This is a genomic window from Dyella humicola (assembly GCF_026283945.1).
Lineage (GTDB): Bacteria > Pseudomonadota > Gammaproteobacteria > Xanthomonadales > Rhodanobacteraceae > Dyella > Dyella humicola.
Genome location: NZ_JAPDPC010000002.1, coordinates 411,423 through 431,960, shown reverse-complemented (window position 1 = coordinate 431,960; position 20,538 = coordinate 411,423). Strand labels below are relative to the sequence as shown.

General features: G+C 63.9%; 16 protein-coding genes. 5 read left to right on the top strand and 11 right to left on the bottom strand.

Annotated features, from left to right (window positions below; genetic code table 11):
- Positions 1 to 119 precede the first annotated feature (119 nt).
- Entirely contained in the window at positions 120 to 1,634 is a 1,515-nt protein-coding gene (locus OUZ30_RS16610) for a fumarate hydratase (RefSeq protein ID WP_266183541.1), read from the bottom strand.
- A 414-nt stretch (positions 1,635 to 2,048) separates the two neighbouring features.
- Here OUZ30_RS16610 and OUZ30_RS16605 point away from each other — a divergent pair, with 414 nt between their 5' ends.
- The 5 genes from OUZ30_RS16605 to OUZ30_RS16585 all read left to right on the top strand — a co-directional run bounded on the left by OUZ30_RS16605 (position 2,049) and on the right by OUZ30_RS16585 (position 9,043).
- Positions 2,049 to 3,953, top strand: coding sequence for a S53 family peptidase (locus OUZ30_RS16605; protein WP_266183540.1), 1,905 nt, complete (start codon positions 2,049 to 2,051; stop codon positions 3,951 to 3,953).
- Positions 3,954 to 4,093: 140 nt separating this feature from the next.
- Positions 4,094 to 5,419 carry an APC family permease gene (locus OUZ30_RS16600; protein WP_266183539.1) on the top strand — a complete coding sequence of 442 codons (1,326 nt, stop codon included), beginning with the start codon at positions 4,094 to 4,096 and terminating at the stop codon, positions 5,417 to 5,419.
- Between the two features lie 51 nt (positions 5,420 to 5,470).
- Positions 5,471 to 6,004, top strand: coding sequence for a (2Fe-2S)-binding protein (locus tag OUZ30_RS16595; protein ID WP_266183538.1), 534 nt, complete (start codon positions 5,471 to 5,473; stop codon positions 6,002 to 6,004).
- Positions 6,001 to 8,265 (top strand): xanthine dehydrogenase family protein molybdopterin-binding subunit, encoded by a 2,265-nt coding sequence (locus OUZ30_RS16590; RefSeq protein WP_266183537.1) that lies wholly within the window; start codon positions 6,001 to 6,003, stop codon positions 8,263 to 8,265. The genes OUZ30_RS16595 and OUZ30_RS16590 overlap by 4 nt, the downstream gene beginning before the upstream one ends.
- Before the next feature lie 196 nt (positions 8,266 to 8,461).
- Entirely contained in the window at positions 8,462 to 9,043 is a 582-nt protein-coding gene (locus OUZ30_RS16585; protein ID WP_266183536.1) for a DUF4136 domain-containing protein, read from the top strand.
- A gap of 119 nt (positions 9,044 to 9,162) precedes the next feature.
- Here OUZ30_RS16585 and OUZ30_RS16580 read toward each other — a convergent pair whose 3' ends face one another.
- The 10 genes from OUZ30_RS16580 to OUZ30_RS16535 form a co-directional block, all read right to left on the bottom strand.
- Positions 9,163 to 9,609 (bottom strand): NfeD family protein, encoded by a 447-nt coding sequence (locus OUZ30_RS16580; RefSeq protein WP_266183535.1) that lies wholly within the window; start codon positions 9,607 to 9,609, stop codon positions 9,163 to 9,165.
- Positions 9,610 to 9,636: 27 nt separating this feature from the next.
- Entirely contained in the window at positions 9,637 to 10,599 is a 963-nt protein-coding gene (locus tag OUZ30_RS16575; RefSeq protein ID WP_266183534.1) for an SPFH domain-containing protein, read from the bottom strand.
- A 68-nt stretch (positions 10,600 to 10,667) separates the two neighbouring features.
- The gene (locus OUZ30_RS16570; RefSeq protein ID WP_266183533.1) at positions 10,668 to 12,050 is read right to left on the bottom strand and encodes a sensor histidine kinase; all 1,383 of its coding nucleotides are present in this window, start codon (positions 12,048 to 12,050) and stop codon (positions 10,668 to 10,670) included.
- Between the two features lie 28 nt (positions 12,051 to 12,078).
- On the bottom strand, positions 12,079 to 12,390 hold the full coding sequence (locus tag OUZ30_RS16565; RefSeq protein WP_266183532.1) for a hypothetical protein: 312 nt from the start codon (positions 12,388 to 12,390) through the stop codon (positions 12,079 to 12,081).
- 103 nt (positions 12,391 to 12,493) lie between these two features.
- Positions 12,494 to 13,837 (bottom strand): sigma-54-dependent transcriptional regulator, encoded by a 1,344-nt coding sequence (locus tag OUZ30_RS16560; protein WP_266183531.1) that lies wholly within the window; start codon positions 13,835 to 13,837, stop codon positions 12,494 to 12,496.
- A gap of 91 nt (positions 13,838 to 13,928) precedes the next feature.
- Positions 13,929 to 14,735, bottom strand: a complete 807-nt coding sequence (locus OUZ30_RS16555) for a PDZ domain-containing protein (RefSeq protein ID WP_266183530.1) — start codon at positions 14,733 to 14,735, stop codon at positions 13,929 to 13,931.
- A 64-nt stretch (positions 14,736 to 14,799) separates the two neighbouring features.
- A complete protein-coding gene (locus OUZ30_RS16550) occupies positions 14,800 to 16,623 on the bottom strand; it encodes a DUF885 domain-containing protein (RefSeq protein WP_266183529.1) in 1,824 nt (607 codons plus the stop codon).
- A gap of 98 nt (positions 16,624 to 16,721) precedes the next feature.
- Positions 16,722 to 17,936, bottom strand: coding sequence for an ABC transporter permease (locus OUZ30_RS16545; RefSeq protein WP_266183528.1), 1,215 nt, complete (start codon positions 17,934 to 17,936; stop codon positions 16,722 to 16,724).
- 11 nt (positions 17,937 to 17,947) lie between these two features.
- Positions 17,948 to 19,270, bottom strand: coding sequence for an ABC transporter permease (locus tag OUZ30_RS16540; RefSeq protein ID WP_266183527.1), 1,323 nt, complete (start codon positions 19,268 to 19,270; stop codon positions 17,948 to 17,950).
- Positions 19,271 to 19,315: 45 nt separating this feature from the next.
- Entirely contained in the window at positions 19,316 to 20,536 is a 1,221-nt protein-coding gene (locus tag OUZ30_RS16535; RefSeq protein WP_266183526.1) for an ABC transporter permease, read from the bottom strand.
- Between the last annotated feature and the right edge of the window lie 2 nt (positions 20,537 to 20,538).

Here is a 20,538-nt window from a genome sequence, read left to right as displayed (position 1 = left end):
GGGTGAGGGGTCGGCCTGGCCTCGGTGGTAGATAGAGCGAATGCTCGCTCTAGACAAGCTTTCGCGAGCACCCGCCCCTCACCTCGGTCCTCTCCCCGAAGGGGAGAGGAAGCAGAGCCTCAGGCCACCACTACCGGAATCTTGCCAATGCGCGCCTGCCATTCCTTCGGCCCGGTCTGGTGCACCGACGTACCGGCGGAATCGACAGCCACGGTGACCGGCATATCCTGCACCTCGAACTCGTAGATCGCTTCCATACCCAGATCGGCAAAGCCGACCACGCGGGAAGCCTTGATCGCCTTGGACACGAGATACGCCGCGCCACCCACGGCCATCAGGTACACCGACTGGTGCTGCTTGATCGCCTCGATGGCCGCCGGGCCGCGTTCGGCCTTGCCGACCATGCCGAGCAGGCCGGTCTGCGCCAGCACCTGCTCGGTGAATTTATCCATGCGCGTGGCCGTGGTCGGACCGGCGGGACCCACCACTTCGTCACGCACCGGATCGACCGGACCGACGTAGTAGATGAAGCGGCCCTTGAAATCCACCGGTAGCGGCTCGCCCTTGTTGAGCATGTCGACCATGCGCTTGTGCGCGGCATCGCGACCGGTGAGCAGCTTGCCGTTGAGCAGCAGCACTTCGCCCGGCTTGAAGGTGGCGACCTCTTCCTTGGTAATCGTGTCGAGATCGACGCGGCGCGCATTGGTCGGGTTGTAGGTGAGCTGCGGCCAATCCTTCAGCGACGGCGGATCGAGCATCACCGGACCAGAACCGTCCAGGGTGAAGTGCGCGTGGCGTGTGGCAGCGCAATTCGGGATCAAGGCCACCGGCAGGTTGGCAGCGTGGGTCGGATAATCCTTCACCTTGATGTCGAGCACGGTGGTGAGGCCACCCAGGCCTTGTGCGCCGATACCCAGCGCATTGACCTTCTCGTACAGCTCCAGGCGCAGTTCCTCGGCGCGATTGCTCGGGCCGCGCGCGATCAGGTCCTGGATGTCGATCGGCTCCATCAGCGCCTCCTTGGCCAGCAGCATCGCCTTCTCGGCGGTGCCACCGATGCCGATGCCGAGCATGCCCGGTGGGCACCAGCCGGCGCCCATGGTCGGCACGGTCTTGATCACCCAGTCGACGATGGAGTCGGAGGGGTTGAGCATGGCGAACTTCGACTTCGCCTCCGAACCGCCGCCCTTGGCCGCGACGATCACATCGACGGTGTCGCCCGGCACGATCGAGACATTGATCACGGCCGGCGTGTTGTCCTTGGTATTCGTGCGCTTGCCGGCCGGATCGGCCAGCACGCTGGCGCGCAGCTTGTTGTCCGGGTCGTTATAGGCACGGCGTACGCCTTCGTTGACCATGTCTTCCAGCGACAGGGTGGCGTCCCAGCGCACATTCATGCCGACCTTGAGGAAGACGGTGACGATGCCGGTGTCCTGGCACAGCGGGCGATGGCCTTCGGCGGCCATGCGCGAATTGATCAGGATCTGCGCCATCGCGTCCTTCGCGGCCGGAGACTCCTCGCGCTCGTAGGCGGCGGCGAGATTGGTGATGTAGTCGACGGGATGGTAGTAGCTGATGTACTGCAGGGCGTCGGCGACGGACTGGATCAGATCGTCTTGCTTGATGGTGGTCATGGCGGTTGCTTCGACTCCGGGGAATACCGCGTCGAAAACGGCCGTTTGCGACGCACAATCCCACTATTGTGCCGCAAGTTGATCGAAGGGCCGAACGTTCCGCCCTCCAACGTCCAGGCGCGCATGGCCGCCCCAGCCAGCAGGAAATCGTCGGCCGAAAGATATAGGCGCAATATCATGCGATGCGCTTTTCAAGCGCGGCGCGGTTTCGGCAATATTTTGCGAAATATCAGCTACTTCCATGACGCCTTCGATAAGCGTAGGTTCGGCTAGCCGGCGCGGATGATCTTCAGGGGGCCGCCCTGGCTGTTGGGGAAAGAGATTACGAACCACGACCAGCCGGGCGACGGAGTGTCACGTGCGTGACACCGCAGCGCCGCTCAGCGTGACCGTTTCTACCCTTGGAGAAAGCACATGCTCAAGAACTTGCATCGCAAGTCGCTCGCGACCTCGCTGGCGCTGCTGCTCTGTGGCTTCACCACTGCATCCTTCGCCGCTGGCGCCTCGTCGCCTGCCGACCTTGGGGCCAGCAACGCCAATCAGAAGGTCAATGTCACGCTCGTGCTGGGACTGCACAATCAGGCGGCGCTGGAAAAATATATCTACAGCACGGTCACGCAAGGTGACCCTTCCTATCACCGCTTCCTCACCACCGACCAATTCGCGGATCGCTACGGCGCAACCGCCGACGAAATTTCCAAGGTGCAAGCCTTTATCAAGCAGCAGGGGCTAACCCAGGTCCAACTGTTGCCGAATCATCTGGCGATCCAGGTGAGCGGAACGATCGGCCAGTTCAACAAGGCGTTCCAGACGTCCGTTCACGACTTCCGCGCCAGTGATGGCTCGACCTTCCATCGCCCGAGCAAGGCATTGACGATGCCAGCCGCGCTTTCCAGCACCCTGGTGCTGGCTTCTGGCCTGAACAGCGAGCCGCATTTTCGCTCACACCGCGTAACGGCCCTGGAGCCGCCGGCGGCCACCAGCCATGCCAATGCGTTGGCCAAGAGCGCAACAGCCGCACCCGCAGTCACGCCCTGCACGGGCAACCCGACGGCGACCTGCACGCCCGGCGAATTCACCGTGGGCGATGTCGCCAACCGTTACAACGTCAACCCGCTGTACAAGGCTGGCATCAACGGCAAGGGTTCGACCATCGGCATCGCCACCCTGGCTGACTTCGTCGTTGACGACGCGTATGCCTATTGGAGCGACATCGGCCTGCCGGTGAAGCCCAACCGCATCACCAAGGTAGCTGTCGACGGCGGTGGCCCGCTGAGTGGGCCCGATGGCTCGGGCGAGACATCGCTTGACGTCGAGCAGTCCGGTGGCCTGGCGCCGTGGGCCAATATCATCGTCTACCACGCGCCCAACACCGATGCCGGCTTCTTCGACATCTTCAATCAGGCGGTGTCGGACAACAAGGTCGACAGCCTGTCGGTGAGCTGGGGCGAGCCCGAGATCTTCTACATCCTGCAGTTGGACGCCAACGTCGCCTACATGCAGTCCCTGCATCAGGTGTTCCTGGAAGCGGCCGTACAAGGCATCACGATGTTCGCCACCTCGGGCGACTCCGGCGCGTTCGACACGGTGCGCAGTTTCGGAGGCCTGCCCTCTGACCCGGTGCCACCGCCGCTCACTGCAGATTCCCCGGGAGCGGATCCCTTCATCACCACGGCCGGCGGCACCACCGTGCCCTTCACCTACAGCTTCCGCGGTGGCCCGAAGGCATCGATCACCAAGGAAAGTGTCTGGGGCTGGGACTACATCGCCAACTACTTCCAGACCAATCTCGGCATCAATCTCCTCCCTGCGGTGTTCTCGGTCGGTGGCGGTGGCGGCGTCAGCGTGTTCTGGCCAACGCCGCTCTACCAGCAGTTCACCTCGGGCATCCGCAAGACCGAGAAGAACCAGACTTGGCTTGAGCCTGATTTGGGCATCAACTACACGCTGCCGGCGAACTTCCGCGGCCGCAACGAGCCCGATCTCTCGTTGAACGCCGACCCTGAAACCGGCTACAGCTTCGTTTCCTCGACGGACGGCGCGGGCTTGCTGACGTTCGAAGGCGGCACCAGCTTCGTGGCGCCCCAGCTCAACGGCATCGCCGCCCTGCTGAGGCAATCGACGCACGGCCGCACCGGCTTCTGGAACCCGCAGATCTACCCGCTGCAGAATATCTTTGGCTATGGCCCGTTCTCGGCCTTCAACGATATCAAGGCAGGAGACAACTGGTTCTATAACGGTGTCGGCGGCTATGAGCCGGGCGCAGGTATCGGCACGCTCAACGTGACCAACCTGGCCTTGTTCCTCAGCGTGTTCTGACCTTTCGTTGGGCAGAACCATCCGAAAGCCGGTGCCGCGAGGTGCCGGCTTTCGCTTTTTTGCATTTCCCAAAAGTCAGGGCTTGCTGAGGCCGGACTCAACCGCCATGCTCGCTGGCACCTCCCAGCGTGCAAGGTTCCATGAGCGATTCATCGACGTCCGGTGGCTACGTTCGCCGCCTCCGCCCATGGGATGCGGCCATGATCGTGGTCGGCGGCATCATCGGCGGCGGCATCTTCCTCAACCCGTACGTCGTGGCGATGCGCACGTCGTCGGGCTTGTCGCTGCTGCTCATGTGGGTGGGTGCGGGCCTGCTCACCCTGATCGGTGCGCTTTGTTATGCCGAACTGGGCGCGCGGCGCCCGCATGCGGGCGGCAGCTACGTGTACCTGCGCGAGGCATTCGGGCCGCTGGCCGGTTTTCTGTTCGGCTGGAGCATGCTGCTGGTGATCTATTCGGGATCATCGGCCGCGGTGGCCACGATCTTTGCCAGCTACGCGGCGGCCCTGTTCGGCCTGCCCGCCAGTGCCACCACGAGCCTGGCCATCGGCGCGTTGGTTTTCGTAGCGCTGATCAATCTCTTTGGCCTGCGCCTGGGCGCGCAGATCCAGAACTCATTCACCTTGCTCAAGTTGCTGGCCGTGGCCGTGCTGGTGGTATGCGGGTTGTTCCTGGCCGGCGTGAACGGCCACGGCATGCTGGACACCGACCCGCAGACGGCTGACGTAGGCTTCATGGGCGCGGCACTGCCGGTGTTGTTCGCCTATTCCGGCTTCACTTATCTCAACAATCTGGCCGGCGAAGTCAGTGAGCCGCAGCGCACCCTGCCGCGTGCCCTGGTGATCGGCATGTTGCTGGTGATTGCGGCCTATGCGCTGGTCAACCTGGCGTATCTTGCCGTGCTCGGCCACGCCGGCCTCGCCGCCAGCCGGGCGCCGGCGGCCGACGTCATGCAGCGCGTATTCGGCACGGCGGGCGCCAAGCTGATCGCCGTGGGCGTGGCAATTTCTGCGCTGGGCTTCTGCAATATCACCCTGGTGGCCGGAGCCCGCGTGCTGCAGGTGATGGGCGAGGATGGCTTGTTCTTCCGCAGCGTGGCCCGACTGCATCCCAGGCACCGTACGCCGAATGTCGCGCTTTTGCTGCTCTCGGGCTGGGCCATCGTGCTGGTGTGGTCCGGCAGCTACGGTCAGTTGCTCGACTACGCCACGTTTGGTGACTGGCTTGCCTGCGCGGTGGGCGTGGGCACGCTGTTCTGGTATCGCAAACACGAGGGGGCCAAGGTCAGTTTCCGCGTGCCGGGCTATCCGCTGCTGCCGCTGATCTTTATCGCGACGATTGGCCTGGTTATGGTGCAGAGCCTGCGCGCCAGCCCCATGAACACGGGCATCGGCCTGCTCATCATGGTCGCCGGCGTGCCGGTGTACCTGGTGTGGCGACGCCTGTTCAGCCGGGTTACCTCCTAAGCACTGCGCTGCGATGCGACAATGCGCGGATAGAGAAGGAGAGTCTCACCGATGGCGCAAGCGCAAGACCAGATCCTGACGCCCCACCCGACCAACGCCATCGTGCCCGAGAAGGTGCGCGAAGGTATCGATCTGGAGATCAACGGCAGGACGTACCGTCACACCGGCGATGCGCAGATGCCGCTGCTTTGGTATCTACGGGACATCCTGCGGCTCACTGGCACCAAGTACAGCGGTGATCATGGCGAAGGTGGCCACGACCTGGTGCTGGTAGACGGCAAGCTGGCTTCCGCTACCCGCCTTGTTGTCGCCGACCTGGCTGGAAAGCCGATCACCACGGTGGAAGGCCTGGCCGCCGCCGACGGCAAGCTGCATCCGCTGCAACAGGCCTTTGTGGACGAAGACGCCATCGGCTGCGGTTACTGCACCCCGGGCTGGCTCATGGCCTCGGTCGACCTGCTCAATCGCCATTCGCAGCCTAGCGACAACGAGATCGACCAGTTGCCCAATCTTTGCCGCTGCGGCTGCCAGACCCGTGTGCGCCTTGCCATCAAGCGCGTCGCTTCCAGCGGGAGCCACGCATGATCGGTAACTCGAACGACGGCACGCGGCTTTCGCGTCGCCGCTTCCTGCAGGTACTCGCCGGTACGGCCGGCGCGCTCGTGGTCGGTATTCGTCTTGCCAATGCCACCGACGCACCCGTGCCGCCGGCCTTGCTTGGCGACACCTTGTACGGTCTTGGCCCGTTCGTACGCATCGATGCCGACGGCAACGTGATCATCGGCGCACGCGATCCGGACACCGGCACGGGCACCACCACGTCGCTTCCGCGCATCATCGCCGATGAGCTCGACGCCGACTGGACGCGCGTCAGCGTGGTGCCGCTGGGTCTGGGCGTCGAAGACGACAATGGCAAGCCGCACTGGACCTATGGGCACCAGACCAGCGGACTCGGCAATTCGATTCCCTCTGCCTGGGCCGACTTGCGCCAGGTCGGTGCGCTCGCCCGCTGGCTGCTGCTGCAGGCGGCAGCGCAACGCCTCGGCGTGCCGGCCGACCGGCTGCGCTGCGAGGCCGGCAATGTGATCGCTCCCGATGGACGTCGTTTCGGCTACGGCGCGCTGGCCGAGGCTGCCGCCAAGGTCACGCCGCCGACAACGCCGGTGCCACTGAAAACGCCGGATCGTTACACCTTGATCGGTCACCCCGCAGGCACCGTCGACGCACGTGCCGTTGTCACCGGCCAGGCTATCTACACGCTCGACAGCTATGCCGGCGATATGTTGACCGCCGTGCTCAGCCACTGCCCCTGGCCTGACGGCAGCCTGGACCACCTGGACACCACCGACACCCTGGCGGTGAAGGGTGTGGTCAAGGTCGTGCAGCTCAAGCCAGAGGCCGGCCAGCCGCCGGGTCACACGGTACGTTCGCCGGCCGTGGCGGTCCTGGCCGACAGCACCTGGGCGGCACTGGAGGGTCGCGCCAAGCTCAAACTCCAATGGAAGCCAGGCAGCCAGAGTGAAAGCAGTGCCTGGTTTGAGCAGCAGGCCGCCGATCTCGTCAACAACAAGGACGCGGCACCCACCACGCGCGTGCGCAACGATGGCGATGTCGACACCGCCAGCAAGAAAGCGGCGCACCGCATCGACGCAACCTACGTGCAGCCGTGGTTGGCACACGCCACCTCCGAGCCGATGAACTGCGTGGTGCACATCGACAAGGACAGCGCCACGCTGGTGGTGCCGACCCAATCGCCACAAGACGCATGGCACGTCGTGCAGCGGCTCACCGGTCTTTCGCCGGCGCAGATCCAGATCAGCGTGCCGCGTGTCGGCGGTGGTTACGGCCGCCGTTTCGATCACGACTACGTCGCCGAAGCGGTCATGCTCGCCAAGGCAGCGGAAAAGCCGGTCAAGTTGATGTGGACGCGCGATGAGGACATGAGCCAGGATTTCTATCGCTCCGCCTGCGTGCATAAACTCAACGCCACGCTGGATGGCAAGCGCCAGATCGTCAGTTGGAACCAGCGCATGGCGAGTGCTTCGGCATTCGCGCAACGTGGCGTGCCCGACAATCGCTTATGGACGTCCGAGGTGGATGCCCATCAGCTACCTGCCGGACTCGTGCCCCATCTACGCAGCGACTGGTACTCCCTGCCCTCGGTCATGCCGCGTGGGCTTGCCCGTGGCATGCCGCACCTGAGCAATGCATTCGCGGTCGAAAGTTTCGTCGACGAGATCGCGCATAGCCTGAAGGAAGACCCGCTGGTCACGCGCCTGCGCCTGATTGGCGAGCCGCGCCAGATCCCGCTGGGAGAAGGACAGACGCTCGACACCGGTCGTCTGATCAATGTGCTGAAGCTCGTTGCCGATCGTATCGAGTGGAAGAACTGGCTGCGCACCGTCAATGGGCTGGGCATCGCCTGCTGGTACGTCGACGGCGCCTATGTCGCCCATGCCGTCGAAGCGTCCCTGCAGGGTGACCGCCTCAATATCGAGCGTGCCGTCTGCGCGGTCGATGTGGGCCGCGTGATCAACCCGAAAGGACTCGAAGGCCAAGTGGCCGGCGCCACCCTCGATGCGCTGTCCACGGCGCTCAATCTGTCGGTGACCTACAAGGACAGCCAGGTCCAGCAGCGCAACTGGAAGGACTACCCGCTCGCCAGCATGGCGCAACTGCCGGACACCACGGAAGTAATCCTGGTACCCGGCGATGGCGAGCCGACGGGCGCCAGCTTCCTCGCCATGCCGACCGCGGCGCCCGCCCTCGCCAATGCCGTCTTCCGCGTGAGCGCGGTGCGCGTGCGCCGACTGCCGTTGATGAAAGAACTGCTGCGCATGCTTTGATTCGACATCGTGCCCGTCCCATCGGACGGGCACGTGCCTGTGCCCTAAGCGCGCCTCGCATGGGGGCGCCGGCCCGGTCGCGACGCTCCCATGCGCCAAACCGCCAGGTCGCCCCGGCCATCGCGCCGCATAGACGATTGACGCCACACAATGCTGCGCCGGCTGCTGAAGCGGCCCTGAGCCTGGAGTCGATGTCATGAAAGCGCTGCGTCTGTTGCCCATGCTTGCCAGCCTGGCGCTTTGCGCCTGTTCGACCGTGTCCGTCACCAATCAATGGAAGGACCCGGCCTGGCCCGGTCCGCCGGCATCGAGCGTGGTGGTCGTCGGCATCTCGAAAAGCGATCTCATCCGACGCAAGTTCGAGGACACGTTCTCGCAACAGCTGCAGGCGGCGGGCCTGAAGGCCTTCCCCAGCTATACGCAGATACCGCCCGGCAACGGCGGAGCCGTCAAGCTGACTGACCTGGTTCATTCCAGCGGCGCCGAGGTGGTCCTGGTCACGCGCATGCTGCGCGTTGAACAAAAGATCGATGTCACGCCGACGGGTCCTGCCTATGGCGGTTTCTACGGCTGGTACGGCGGCGCGTGGGCATCCACCGCGCAGGTGACGCAATACGATGTGGTCACGTTGGAAACCAGCGTTTGGGACGCCAAGACGCAGAAGCTTGTGTGGTCAGTCACCACCGAGGCCGTCAGTCAGGAAAAGATCGCCAAAGCGACGGAAGAGCTGGCGCAAGCGCTGATTCCGAAGTTGAGGACGGATGGGATTTTGCGCTGAGGTTTGGGTTGGCTGCGATGGCTGGCTGTGTCGTTATCGCGTAAACCATGGATGGTCATACCAGCGGCTCTCAACAGCCGAATGGCTGGTCACGCTGGGGTTCCGAACCAAACAGCACATCACTCCGAGGGACGTACCAACAGGGTCGTCCCATCCACCCCCACGACCTCGACCATGCTGCCCACTGGCAAATCCGGCCCACGGACCAACCACAAGCTATCGCCTACCCTCGCCTTGCCACGCCCGTTGACGATCGCCTCGGCCAACACATAGCGGTGCCCGATCTTCTGCTCACCACGGCGATTGAGCAAAGCATCGCCCGGTTCGTTGCGCATCAGCTTCGGGCGCAAGCCGTACCAGTAGGCTGCGCAGGAAAGAAACGCCAGCACAGCGAACACCAGTGCCTGGCCCAGCAGCGACAGGCCGGGCGCGGCCAGCATGACCAGTCCGGTGACGCCCGCGGCAATGCCGATCCACAGCATGAAATACCCCGGCATGATCACTTCAAGCGCAATCAACACCAGCGCAAGAATCCACCACCAGTAGTGCAAGGCCACCTGTTCCATGTCGTTTCGTCCTCGGCCTGCGGATGATTAGCCCACCGGTGGCGGCATGCGCCGGCCACCTTGGCCCTGCGGCGAATTTTGCTGCTGGCTGAGCGATTCCTTGGCCAGCTCGGCAATGCCGGCCAGCGAACCGAGGATGCCTGTCGCTTCCATCGGCAGCAAGAGCATTTTTTGATTCGGAGAGTTCGCCATTTCCTTCAGCGCCTCGACGTATTTGTTGGCGACAAAATAGTTAAGGGCATTGATGTTGCCGTTGGCGATCGCATCGGAGACCATCGCGGTCGCCTTGGCCTCGGCCTCGGCCGAACGCTCGCGCGCCTCGGCGGCGCGGAATGCCGCTTCCTTCTCACCCTCCGCAGCCAGAATCACCGACTGCTTCTCGCCCTCAGCCTTCAGGATGGCTGCCTGACGGAAACCCTCGGCTTCGAGAATGTTCGCGCGCTTCTCACGCTCGGCTTTCATCTGACGAGCCATCGAATCGATCAGGTCGCGCGGTGGCGCAATGTCCTTGATCTCGATGCGATTGACCTTGACGCCCCAGGGATGGGTCGCCTCGTCAACCACGTTGAGCAACTTGGCATTGATCGCATCGCGCTGGCTGAGCGATTCGTCCAGATCCATCGAGCCAAGTACGGTGCGGATATTGGTCATGATCAGGGCGAGCGCGGCCTGCTCCAGATTGGCTACCTCGTACGCGGCCTTGGCGGCGTCCAGCACCTGGTAGAACACCACACCGTCCACACGTACGACCGCGTTGTCCTTGGTGATCACATCCTGCGACGGAACGTCGAGCACTTGCTCCATCATGTTCATCTTGCGACCGATGCCGTACATGACCGGTATGAGGAAATGCAGGCCGGGGCTAAGCGTGCGCGTGTACATGCCGAAGCGCTCCACCGTCCACTCGTAGCCCTGCGGCACGATGCGCACCAGCTTGGCCAATACGATCACGACGACGATGACTACCACCAACGCGAACAGCTGACCCATCGCCCTACTCCTGCATCCATGAAAGATGCGCCGAGTATAGGTGAGCCGGCCCTTGGCGGTACGAGCGGTTACTTCGGCCCGAGCGGTAACAGAAGGCTGACACGCAAGCCGCCTTCCTCGCGATTGGCCAGTGCGATGCGCCCACCGTGCGCTTCCACGATCTCGCGCGCCAAGGCCAGCCCAAGACCGGTACCGGAGCGCTTGGTCGAATAGAACGGCAACAAGGCCTGCGCCAGCACCGTCTCGCTCATGCCCGGACCACGATCGGCCACTTCGATGCGCAGGTCGCGCGCAATCACCGTCAGAGACAAGCTGACTTGGTCATCGGCGCCTCCCGATTCGTGGGCGTTCTTAATCAGGTTGATCAGCACCTGCTCGATCTGGCCCGCATCGAACCAGCCCGCCTGCTCGGGGATGGGGCCGCTCAGCTTGAATTGACAGTGCAGCGAAAGCCCGTCGAGAAACGCCTTCCACGCAATCGCCACGGGTTGTGGCGCTGGCAACTTGGCAAAGCTGGCATAGCCTGCGATGAAGCCATGCAAGTGACGTGCGCGTTCGCCGATGGTGGCGAATACGCCGGGGAGGCGTGACGTATCGCCACGCCGCGCAAGCTCGGCACCCGAATGCGCGAGCGACGATATCGGCGCCAGCGAGTTGTTCAACTCGTGGCTGATCACGCGGATCACGCGCTTCCAGGTCGCCACTTCCTGTCGTGAGAGCTCTCGCGTCATGCGACGAAACAGCCGTAATCGATGTGGCCGCCCCTGCAGGCGAAAACTGCGCTGCGACAGATGGAAGGTTTCTTCGCCGCCATCCATCTCTACCGTGAGCAAGGCGTCCTCGCCGCCATCGACGGCACGGCGCAGGGCTTCAGGACCATCGCTCAAGAGCTCGACAAAGCTCAAGCCGTGCAGGGTCCGTCCTTCGTTGAACAGGTGACGAGCCGCGATATTGGCGTAGGTTACGCGGTCGCCGGCATCCGTCAGTACCAAGGCCACCGGCGTGTTCTGCACCACCGTATCCAGCAGCAGCTCGCGCTGGGCCAGGTTCTGGCGTTGCTCGCGCAAAGTCTGGCCCAGCGCGTTGTGCATGCGGATCAGCTCGCCGAGTTCGTCGCGACGATCCGCTGCGATCGAGAAGCTGAAGTCGCCATCGCGATAGCTCGCAACGGCACCTTCCAACGCGCGCAGCAGTTTGGTGACCGGCGACATCACACGGTGGCCGAGCCACAGCGCCAAAGGCAGCAGCAGGATGATCGAGATGATCAGGCCGCCGTAGAAACTGAAATGCGCTGGGGCGCCCAGGTCGAGGCCCAGATCCTTGTGCAACCAGACCAGCAGTTGCGGCAGCGGCCATTGCGTGACGCCGGCATAGACCAGCACGCCCGACAAGCCTGCCAGGCTCAGCAATAGGACCATGCGCGATTCAAGCGAACTCAAACCGCGCAGCATCGGGTGCTTCCTTTGAGTCGACTCGTCGTCAATGGCACGCGCCGCCTATCCCCATCGGCACGCAGTTCACATGGGGGCCGCGACCATTGTTGATGATCACGCGAATGGGCGACTGATCCGGTGGCGCGTTGTCCTTGGGATTGCGATCGCTGAACTTGAAGCGCCCAGCGTCGCTGGCGGCGGTGCTCAGCGCATCGCGATAAGTACCTGCGCTGGTGCTCGATGTTGATGGCGCACTCCAGGTGTCGCTTGCCTGTGTAACGGGCGGCTTGGCGTTCTGCGCCATCGCCGGGCTGGCGAGCACGGATGCCACAAGAAACAGGACGCTGCGATATCGCATGGCAGGCTCCATCGGTATCGATATCATCCTCGCCGGCGCCCTTGGCGGCAATCATGATTGATGACGCAACGCGCCATTCACCCCTGATCGACACCATCCTGGATCAAGCCTGCGCCTGGGCCAGGCCGTAACGCTCCATGCGCCGGTACAGCGCCTGGCGCGACAGACCCAGCGCCTGGGCGGCACGGCTGACGACGCCGCCGGCCTTCTCCAGCGCCGCTTCCACCGACTCCCGGCTGGGCTCGTCCAGATTGCGAACGACCGTGGCAGCAACCTGCGGCAAATTCAGTTGCTCCGGCACAATATGGCCATCGCTGACCAAGAGTGCGGCGCGTTCGATGGCGTTCTTCAACTCGCGCACGTTGCCGGGCCAGGGATAGGACAGCAAGGCCTCACGCGCGGCATCGCCCAACTCGGCGCGCCCATCGAGGAAGTGTTCGGCCAACGGCAGAATATCGTCGACGCGCTCGGCAAGCGGCGGCAGATTGACCTCGATGACATTGAGTCGGTAGTAGAGATCTTCGCGGAACGTGCCGGCGCGGATCATCGCCTTGAGATCGGCGTTGGTTGCGCTCAGCACACGCACCTTCACCTGACGCGTGCGCCCGGATCCGAGCCGCTCGAACTGCCCGGTTTCCAGCACGCGCAGCAGCTTCACCTGCCCCGGCAGCGGCAGATTGCCGATTTCATCGAGAAACAAGGTGCCGCCATCAGCCAACTCAAAACGTCCCTCGCGGGCCTTGTTGGCGCCGGTATAGGCGCCGGCGTCCGCGCCAAACAGTTCGGCTTCGATCAACTCGCCAGGCAAGGCACCGCAGTTCACCGCAATGAACGCGCCGCGCTTGGCCGCCGAGTTGGCATGCACGATCGCCGCAATGCGCTCCTTGCCGGCACCGTTGGGGCCGGTGATCAAGACCGGTACGTCCGAGCGCGCCACCTGGCAGGCCAGCTCCAGCGTGCGCGCCATCGCTTCAGAGGCGAAAACCAGTCCGTCGAGCTCGTAACGGCGTTGCAGATCCTCGCGGCGGCGGCGGCGCTCGTTGCGCGTGCGGTTCACCTCGCGGGTGGATTCCGACAGCTCCAGCAGGTTCTCCACCGTGGTCAGCAGCTTGGCGTCATCCCACGGTTTGGCGAGATAGTCCGAGGCGCCGGCCTTGACCAGTTCCACCGCCGTTTCAAGATGGGTCCATGCGGTGAGCAGGATTACCGGCAGGTCGGTATGACGCTGGCGGATGGCCCGGAACAGGGCAATGCCTTCCTCGCCGGACGTGGTGTCGGCGGTGAAGTTCATATCCTGAATGACCACGTCGACGCGTTCGCTTTCCAGCATGGCCAGCCCATGCTCGGGCGTCAGTGCGATCAGCGGACGGATTTCATGGAGGGAAAGCGCCAGCGACAGCGCCTCACCCACGGCCGGGTTGTCGTCAATGATCAGTACGGTTCGCATTCGTCTCTTGCACATGTAGACGTGGATGCAGCTCCACGCCAAAAGGTTGCCATCTTTCGCACGATCCGTCGCGGGTCGGTGGCGGCGGCCATCAACCGCCCGGCGAAACGGCGGGAGCTGGAGGGGCCGGTGGAGGTGGTGGCTCGGTTGGCAGCAAGCCATCGCGGGCCTGCCCGGACAACACCACGCCGTGCTCGACGCCATGGCGCCGCACCGTGAGCGGCATCGGCGACGCGCCGTGCTCGCGCAAGCGACTTAGCAACGCCGCCACATCGTGTACGGGTTGGCCGTCTGCCTCGATGATCACATCACCCTGGGCCAGCCCCCACAGGGAGGCCGGTGTCAGCGCAACCACGTTGACGCCGCCTTCGCTGGCGGTCACCAGGTGCAGGCGCTGGCCGTCGCTACGCCAGCGCAGACTGTTATCGGATTGATAGACGAAGCGGCTGTGGCTTGCAGCGGCCGGCACTGCGGGGGCAGCGAGAGGTGGCTGCGCAAGCGGTGGCTTGGGTGGGGGTGGTGGCGGAGTGGGCACCAGCTCATGCGCCTGGGTCGCCAGTACTACGGTTCGCTCGACGCCCGCCTGTCGCACCTTGAGCGGCATGGGCGAGGCATCGTGAGCGCGGAGGGTGTTCATCAGCTCGGCGACGTCATGAATCGGGTGGCCGTCGGCCTCGAGGATCAGCTCGCCCTCGCTCAGTCCCCAAAGCGATGCGGGCGTGACTCCAAGCACGTTTACGCCGCCATCTTTGGCCGTTGCGAGATGCAAGTAGCGACCCTCGCTATGCCAGCGCAAGGTGTTATCGGACCGATACGAAAACTCGGTACCCGCCCATGCGGTTGCGACGGGCGCCAGCAAAGCCGCGACCAACCACAGTGTCTTGATCGATCGTTGCATCGCCTTCCCCCTTCGAAAAGTGCGCGCCGCCTCATGCGGCGCGCACCTCAGTCTTACCGGATGCTCAACCGGTCACCGGATGAGCCGGCGCCTTGCCCGCCTTCACCGCGGCGATCCACGCATTGATGCGCGTTTCGAGCACGTCCAGGGGCAGCGCGCCGCCACCGAGCACTTCATCGTGGAAGGCGCGAATGTCGAACTTGTCGCCCAGTTCCTTCTTCGCGTGCTCGCGCAGCTCGACGATCTTCAGCTGGCCCATCTTGTAGGCCAGTGCCTGGCCCGGCCAGGTGATGTAACGGTCGGTCTCGGCCTGCACATCCGGCTCGTCTTCGCTGGAATGCTCGTGGAAGAAGTCGACCATCTGCTGGCGCGTCCAGTGCTTGCTGTGCACGCCGGTATCCAGCACGAGGCGGTCGGCACGCAGCAGTTCGTCGGACAGACGGCCGTAGTAGGACAGCGGGTCCTTGTAGAAACCCAGCTCCTTGCCCAGCTGCTCCGCATACAGTGCCCAGCCTTCGATATACGCGTTGTAGCCCGCCTGCTGGCGGAACGGCGGCAGCTTGGGCAGCGACTGCGCGATCGAGATCTGCATGTGATGGCCGGGAATGCCTTCGTGGTAGGCGGTCGACTCGATGGTCAGCACGCTGCGGTTGGCGTAGTCACCGGTGTTGACGAAGATCTGGCCCGGACGCGAACCATCCGGCGTGCCCTGGTGGTATTCGGCAGCGGCAGCTTCCTTCTCGCGGAACGGCTCGACCGGCACCACTTCCACCTTGGTCTTGGGCAGCAGGCCGAACAGCTTCGGCAGTTCCGGCTGCATGCCCGCCAGGTAGTTGCGGTAGCGGTTGAGAATGTCCTCACGCGAAGTGGCATGCGTCTTCGGGTTGGTCTTGAGCGCGGCGCGGAAGCTGGCCAGATCCTTGTAGCCCTGCGACTTGGCGATCTCGGTCATCTCGCCTTCGATGCGCTTCACTTCGGCGAGGCCGATCTCATGAATGCGCTCCGGGCTCTCCTTGGTCGTGGTCATCTGCTCGACGTCGAAGCGGTAGATCGCGTCGCCGTTCGGCAGCTGCCACACGCCAGGTTCAGAGCGACCATGCGGCGCGTAGTCCTTGGCGACGAATTCGCCCAGCTTCTGGTAGGCCGGGCGCACGTCGTGATCGATGGCGGCGAGAATGGCGTCATGCAGGCGCTTCTGGTCTGCCGGCGACACCGACTTGGGGAAGTGCTTGAGCGGTTCGGCGAAGACGCTGTCCATGCCAGCGGGCTTGCCGATGCTGTCGATCTGGGTGACCACCTTCTCCAGCAGGTACTTCGGCGGCATCATGCCGTCCTTCAAGCCCTGCTGCGCCACGCCGGTCACCTGCTCGAGCAAGGTCGGCACGGCCTTCAAGCGCTTCAGGTAGTCGTCGTATTCCTTGGTGCTGTTGAACGGGACGGAGCTGACGAAGCCGGCCAGCGCGAGGTGCGCGCCGTTCATCTGGTCCAGCGGCATCTCGTCGATCTTCAGCTCATGCGCCTTGAGCGCGTCCTGCAGCTGACGCACCATCAGCTGCTGGTTCAGCTTGTCGTCGTCGGAGAAACCGGTGGTGTCGATGGCCTGGAAGCGCTTCAGGAAATCCTGGTTCTTCGCATACTCGGCCTGGACGTGTGCCAGCGAGGCGTCGCTCCAGCGGTCGTTGTAGCGCAGGTCGCCAATGATGGTGGCGAACTCCGGCGCGTTTTCCAGGTTGTGCTGCCACTGCTCGGCCAGCAAGGCATTGAGCGCCTTCACGCGCGTCGCCACGTCCGCCTGTGTCGCCTGCGCCGGCGGCGCCGCGTGTACGCTGGCCACGCCCGCGGCCGACATCAACAAACCCGCCAAGACCATACGCGGTCCGATTTTCATGAGAACACCCTTCCGGTTGAAATAAACCCTATTCTCCATGGCCAGCGCCAGCACAACCCGTGCCGGACCGCATGGTTCGGCGACCGGTTTGCCCCTGTTCAAACTGAACGCGTCGCCACCACCGGCGGCACGGCCGCCGCGCGCATGGCTGGACCAAGCACGGCCAGCTGACCGAGCAGCCACAGCGAGACCGCGCCGAACGGCAGGTAATACAGCGGCAGGCGCGGCAGTTCGTAGAACTTCATCAGCACCAGATTCAGGGCAAACGCCAGCACCATGCCGATGACGATGCCACCGCTGACGATAAGGAAGTTCTCGGTCTGAAAATAGCCCAGGATGTCGCGCCGCGTCGCACCGACGGCACGACGGATGCCGATCTGCTTGCGGCGCTGCTGCACCCAGAAGCTGGCCAGGCCGACGATGCCCAGGGCGGTGACCAGCAGCAAGGCCAGGATCACTCCGATCAGCATGCCAGCCATGGCGCGATCCTGCCGAAAACGTCTGTCACGCAGTTCGACCAGGGTACGGCTGAATTCCTCGTCCAGCACGACATCGGGTGCGATCTTGCCGATCGCCGCACGCGCATCGCGCATGACTCGCGGCAATTGGGTCGGGTCGGCTTTCAGCAAGTAGGTGCCGGCAAGCCTCGGGCTCGACAGGCCTGGAGCGAATACGCTCCATTCGGCCGTACCCTGGGCGAACACCGTGGGATTGGGACGCACCAGATGGTCGAGCACGCCCACGACGCGGAAATGCAGGCGGTCGCACCAGAGCTCCTTGCCCAGCGGATCCAGCCCCGGCCACAGATGCGTCGCCAATGCACGCGTCACCAACACCGAGGCTTCGTCCGGCACGAAACCGCTGAACGCACGATATTCATCCGGCTGCGGCGCCCGACCCGCCACTACGTGCAGCCCCATGGCCTGGAATGCGCCGGGGCCACCCAGGTAGTAGTCGACCGTGGCATGGGTATGGCCAGGCTCCCGCCCGGTAGTCACGCCGGCGGTACCGACCTTCTCGCCAAACGGCGCGGTATTGACGAGGGTGGCCGACTGCACTCCGGCAATGCCTGCCAGGCCCGATTGCACGCGGGCGTTCAAGTCGACGGACTGTGTTTCCTCGAAACCGGTCAGCTTGATGATGGCGAGCGAAGCCTCGTCGACACCACTTTGCACATGCATGGCTCGCAAGCGTCCCGAAATGAGAAAACAGGCGTTGCACAGCACCGCACACGCCAGGGCAATCTCCAGCGCGATCAGTACGGTAGCCAAACGGTGTCGACGCAAGGCGGCAAGTATGGGGCGGATCTGCATGGCCGGGTTCCTTACAACGTCTTCAATTGCAGGCCGGGTGCCACCCGACTCGCGCGATAAGCTGGCAACACGCCGGCCAGCAGGCTTGCCATGATGGCCATCGTGAACGTGGTGAGGAACATCGCTGGATCGAGGTGTACCAAGTCGGCATAGGCCGCTGGCTGACGCCGTACCAGCCAGAGCCCAAGCAGGGTCAGCAGCCAGCCGCCCGCGCCACCGAGCAGACCGATCATGCCTGCCTCGACGAGGCATTGCGCAAACACCGCGCGTCGGCTGGCGCCCAGGGCACGACGCACGCCGATTTCGCCCGAGCGACGCAAAAACTTCGCCAGCAACAGCCCCACGGTGTTGAACAGGCACACCGCCAGAAAGGCGAATGCCAGCCAGGCCTGCAGACGCACGTCGCTGGGCACCACCTGGTTGTAGTCCAGCCACTGCATCAGGCTGGGCAGACGCGTGTCGTCCGCATGCGTGTAGCGGCCAAGTCCTTTCTGCTGTGCCGCGTAGTCGGCCAGGAACTGGGCATAACGGATGGCTTTGGCCGGACTGTCCAGTTGCACCCACATCGAGACCCAGGCGCAGGGCGCGTCCTGCAGATGCGCGAGATCGTCCGGGACACGCCAGCAGTTGAAGACGCCAAAGCTGCCATCACCCACCTCCATGCCGGTGAAGAAGGGGACCATGACATCTTCTGGCTTGCTGTAAAACGCGCCCGTGTTGCCGTTGCTGAAACGACCTCCGGCCACTTGATAGAACTGCGGTGAGGGCCGCCACGGCTTGAGCACACCGACGATACGAACGTCGTTGTCGCGCAAGCGCAGCGTGCGGCCCACGCTGTTGGCTCCCCCGAACAGTTTGTCATTGAGCTGGGCGGAGATCACCGCCACGCGCGTCCGCTGCTCGTCGTCTCCGGGTTGCCAGCTTCCGCCATACTGGAACGGCACATCGAACATCGGGAAGAAGTCAGCCGTGGTCGCGAGCATCTCGATCATCAGCGGCGGCTTGTGGGCGTCGACGGCACGCAACTTGATCTCGCCGCTGGTCACCAGGGTCTGGCGGTCAGCGCGCCGCGAACGCCACAGGTCCACGGCAGAGTGATAATCCATCACGTCGGATGGGTCCTTGCGTTCTCGTAGACTGGTATCCGGATCGACCTGCGGATAGAACAGCGTGCCGCTGCGAGTGGGCACAGGATCACCCGACAGCAGATGCATCACCGTCAAGGTGGTCATGCTGGCGCCGATGCCCACCGCAATCGCCAGCACCATCAGCGCAGTGAGCACACTGTTACGGCGCAGGCTGCGCCAGGCCAAGTCCAGGTAGTAGCCGAACATTCCCACCTCCCTTGGTCGCCGCCCGCGCGGGGCGGCGATCCGTGGTCAAACCGAGCGCGTCGCGACCACCGGTGGTACCGCCGCCGCGCGCATAGCCGGGCCAAGTACCGCCAACTGCCCTATCACCCACAACGACAGCGCGCCGACCGGGAAGTAGATCGCGGGCAGGCGAGGCAACTCGTAATGCAGCATCAGCATCAGGTTGATGCCGTAGGCGAGCACCATGCCCAGCGCGATACCGATGGTGGCGAGCAGGAAGTTCTCGGTCTGGAAGTAATGCAGGATGTTCCTGCGCGTTGCACCGAGTGCACGCCGCACACCGATCTGCCGCCGGCGCTGAGCCACCCAGAAGCTGCCCAGGCCTACGATGCCCAAGGCGGTGACCACCAGCAGGGCGACGCATACGCCTACCAGCAAGCCGGCCATGGCGCGATCATTCTGGAAGAAGTTGCCGCGCACTTCGTCCCACGGCCGCTGCTTCAGGATGACGCGATGCGGATTGATCGCTTTCATCTTTGCTACGGCGGCCTTCAGCACGGCGTCACGATTGTTCGGGTCGGTGCGGATGATGTAGAGACCCTGGGTGATGCGCATCGGCAGCACCATGGTGAACTCCGCGGTGGCACTGTCCGTGAAGGCAGGCCGCACCAGATGCTTCACCACGCCCACCACCGTCATCGGGTAATCGGCGTAGAAGATCACCTTGCCGAGCGGCTGCTGTCCGGGCCACAGGCGCTGCGCCAGGCTCTGGGTGATGACGGTGACCTTGGGAATGCCCTTCGCGTCCTTGACCGATGCGGCCCTCACCACATCGTCGAAATCCATATAGTCGTCAGGCTGCAGGTTGCGCCCTTCCACCAGTTGCGTGCCCAGCGTCTGCAGCACGTTCTCGCCCGTGTACGTCGTGGCATTGAGCGTCGACACGCGCTGGTTGCGGTCGAGCTTGATACCACCGTTCCAGGAGGAATTGCCGAACGGCACCTGGTTCGCCGACGACACCTGGAGAACGCCAGGGATCTGCCGCAATGCGGCGAGATCTTCCTCGGTACGTGCTTTCTGGTTCTTGTTCGGGCCGATGTCGGCAAACAGGATCTCAAGTAATTCGTGCTCGGCCACCCCGCTGCTCATATGCATGCGGTCGAGTCGCTGGTTGATGAGAAACACCGCGTTGCACACGATGGCGCAGGTCAACGCGATCTCGATGATCACCAGGAAGGCGGTGATCTTGTGACGGCGCAGGGTCGAAAGAATCGGCAGGATGTCCATGG

Coding starts and splice junctions, on each gene's coding strand:
- OUZ30_RS16535 (WP_266183526.1), bottom strand. CDS start 20,536: ATGGACATCCTGCCGATTCTTTCGACCCTGCGCCGTCACAAGATCACC.
- OUZ30_RS16605 (WP_266183540.1), top strand. CDS start 2,049: ATGCTCAAGAACTTGCATCGCAAGTCGCTCGCGACCTCGCTGGCGCTG.
- OUZ30_RS16550 (WP_266183529.1), bottom strand. CDS start 16,623: ATGAAAATCGGACCGCGTATGGTCTTGGCGGGTTTGTTGATGTCGGCC.
- OUZ30_RS16570 (WP_266183533.1), bottom strand. CDS start 12,050: ATGCTGCGCGGTTTGAGTTCGCTTGAATCGCGCATGGTCCTATTGCTG.
- OUZ30_RS16585 (WP_266183536.1), top strand. CDS start 8,462: ATGAAAGCGCTGCGTCTGTTGCCCATGCTTGCCAGCCTGGCGCTTTGC.
- OUZ30_RS16580 (WP_266183535.1), bottom strand. CDS start 9,609: ATGGAACAGGTGGCCTTGCACTACTGGTGGTGGATTCTTGCGCTGGTG.
- OUZ30_RS16575 (WP_266183534.1), bottom strand. CDS start 10,599: ATGGGTCAGCTGTTCGCGTTGGTGGTAGTCATCGTCGTCGTGATCGTA.
- OUZ30_RS16595 (WP_266183538.1), top strand. CDS start 5,471: ATGGCGCAAGCGCAAGACCAGATCCTGACGCCCCACCCGACCAACGCC.
- OUZ30_RS16545 (WP_266183528.1), bottom strand. CDS start 17,936: ATGCAGATCCGCCCCATACTTGCCGCCTTGCGTCGACACCGTTTGGCT.
- OUZ30_RS16610 (WP_266183541.1), bottom strand. CDS start 1,634: ATGACCACCATCAAGCAAGACGATCTGATCCAGTCCGTCGCCGACGCC.
- OUZ30_RS16555 (WP_266183530.1), bottom strand. CDS start 14,735: ATGCAACGATCGATCAAGACACTGTGGTTGGTCGCGGCTTTGCTGGCG.
- OUZ30_RS16590 (WP_266183537.1), top strand. CDS start 6,001: ATGATCGGTAACTCGAACGACGGCACGCGGCTTTCGCGTCGCCGCTTC.
- OUZ30_RS16540 (WP_266183527.1), bottom strand. CDS start 19,270: ATGTTCGGCTACTACCTGGACTTGGCCTGGCGCAGCCTGCGCCGTAAC.
- OUZ30_RS16565 (WP_266183532.1), bottom strand. CDS start 12,390: ATGCGATATCGCAGCGTCCTGTTTCTTGTGGCATCCGTGCTCGCCAGC.
- OUZ30_RS16600 (WP_266183539.1), top strand. CDS start 4,094: ATGAGCGATTCATCGACGTCCGGTGGCTACGTTCGCCGCCTCCGCCCA.
- OUZ30_RS16560 (WP_266183531.1), bottom strand. CDS start 13,837: ATGCGAACCGTACTGATCATTGACGACAACCCGGCCGTGGGTGAGGCG.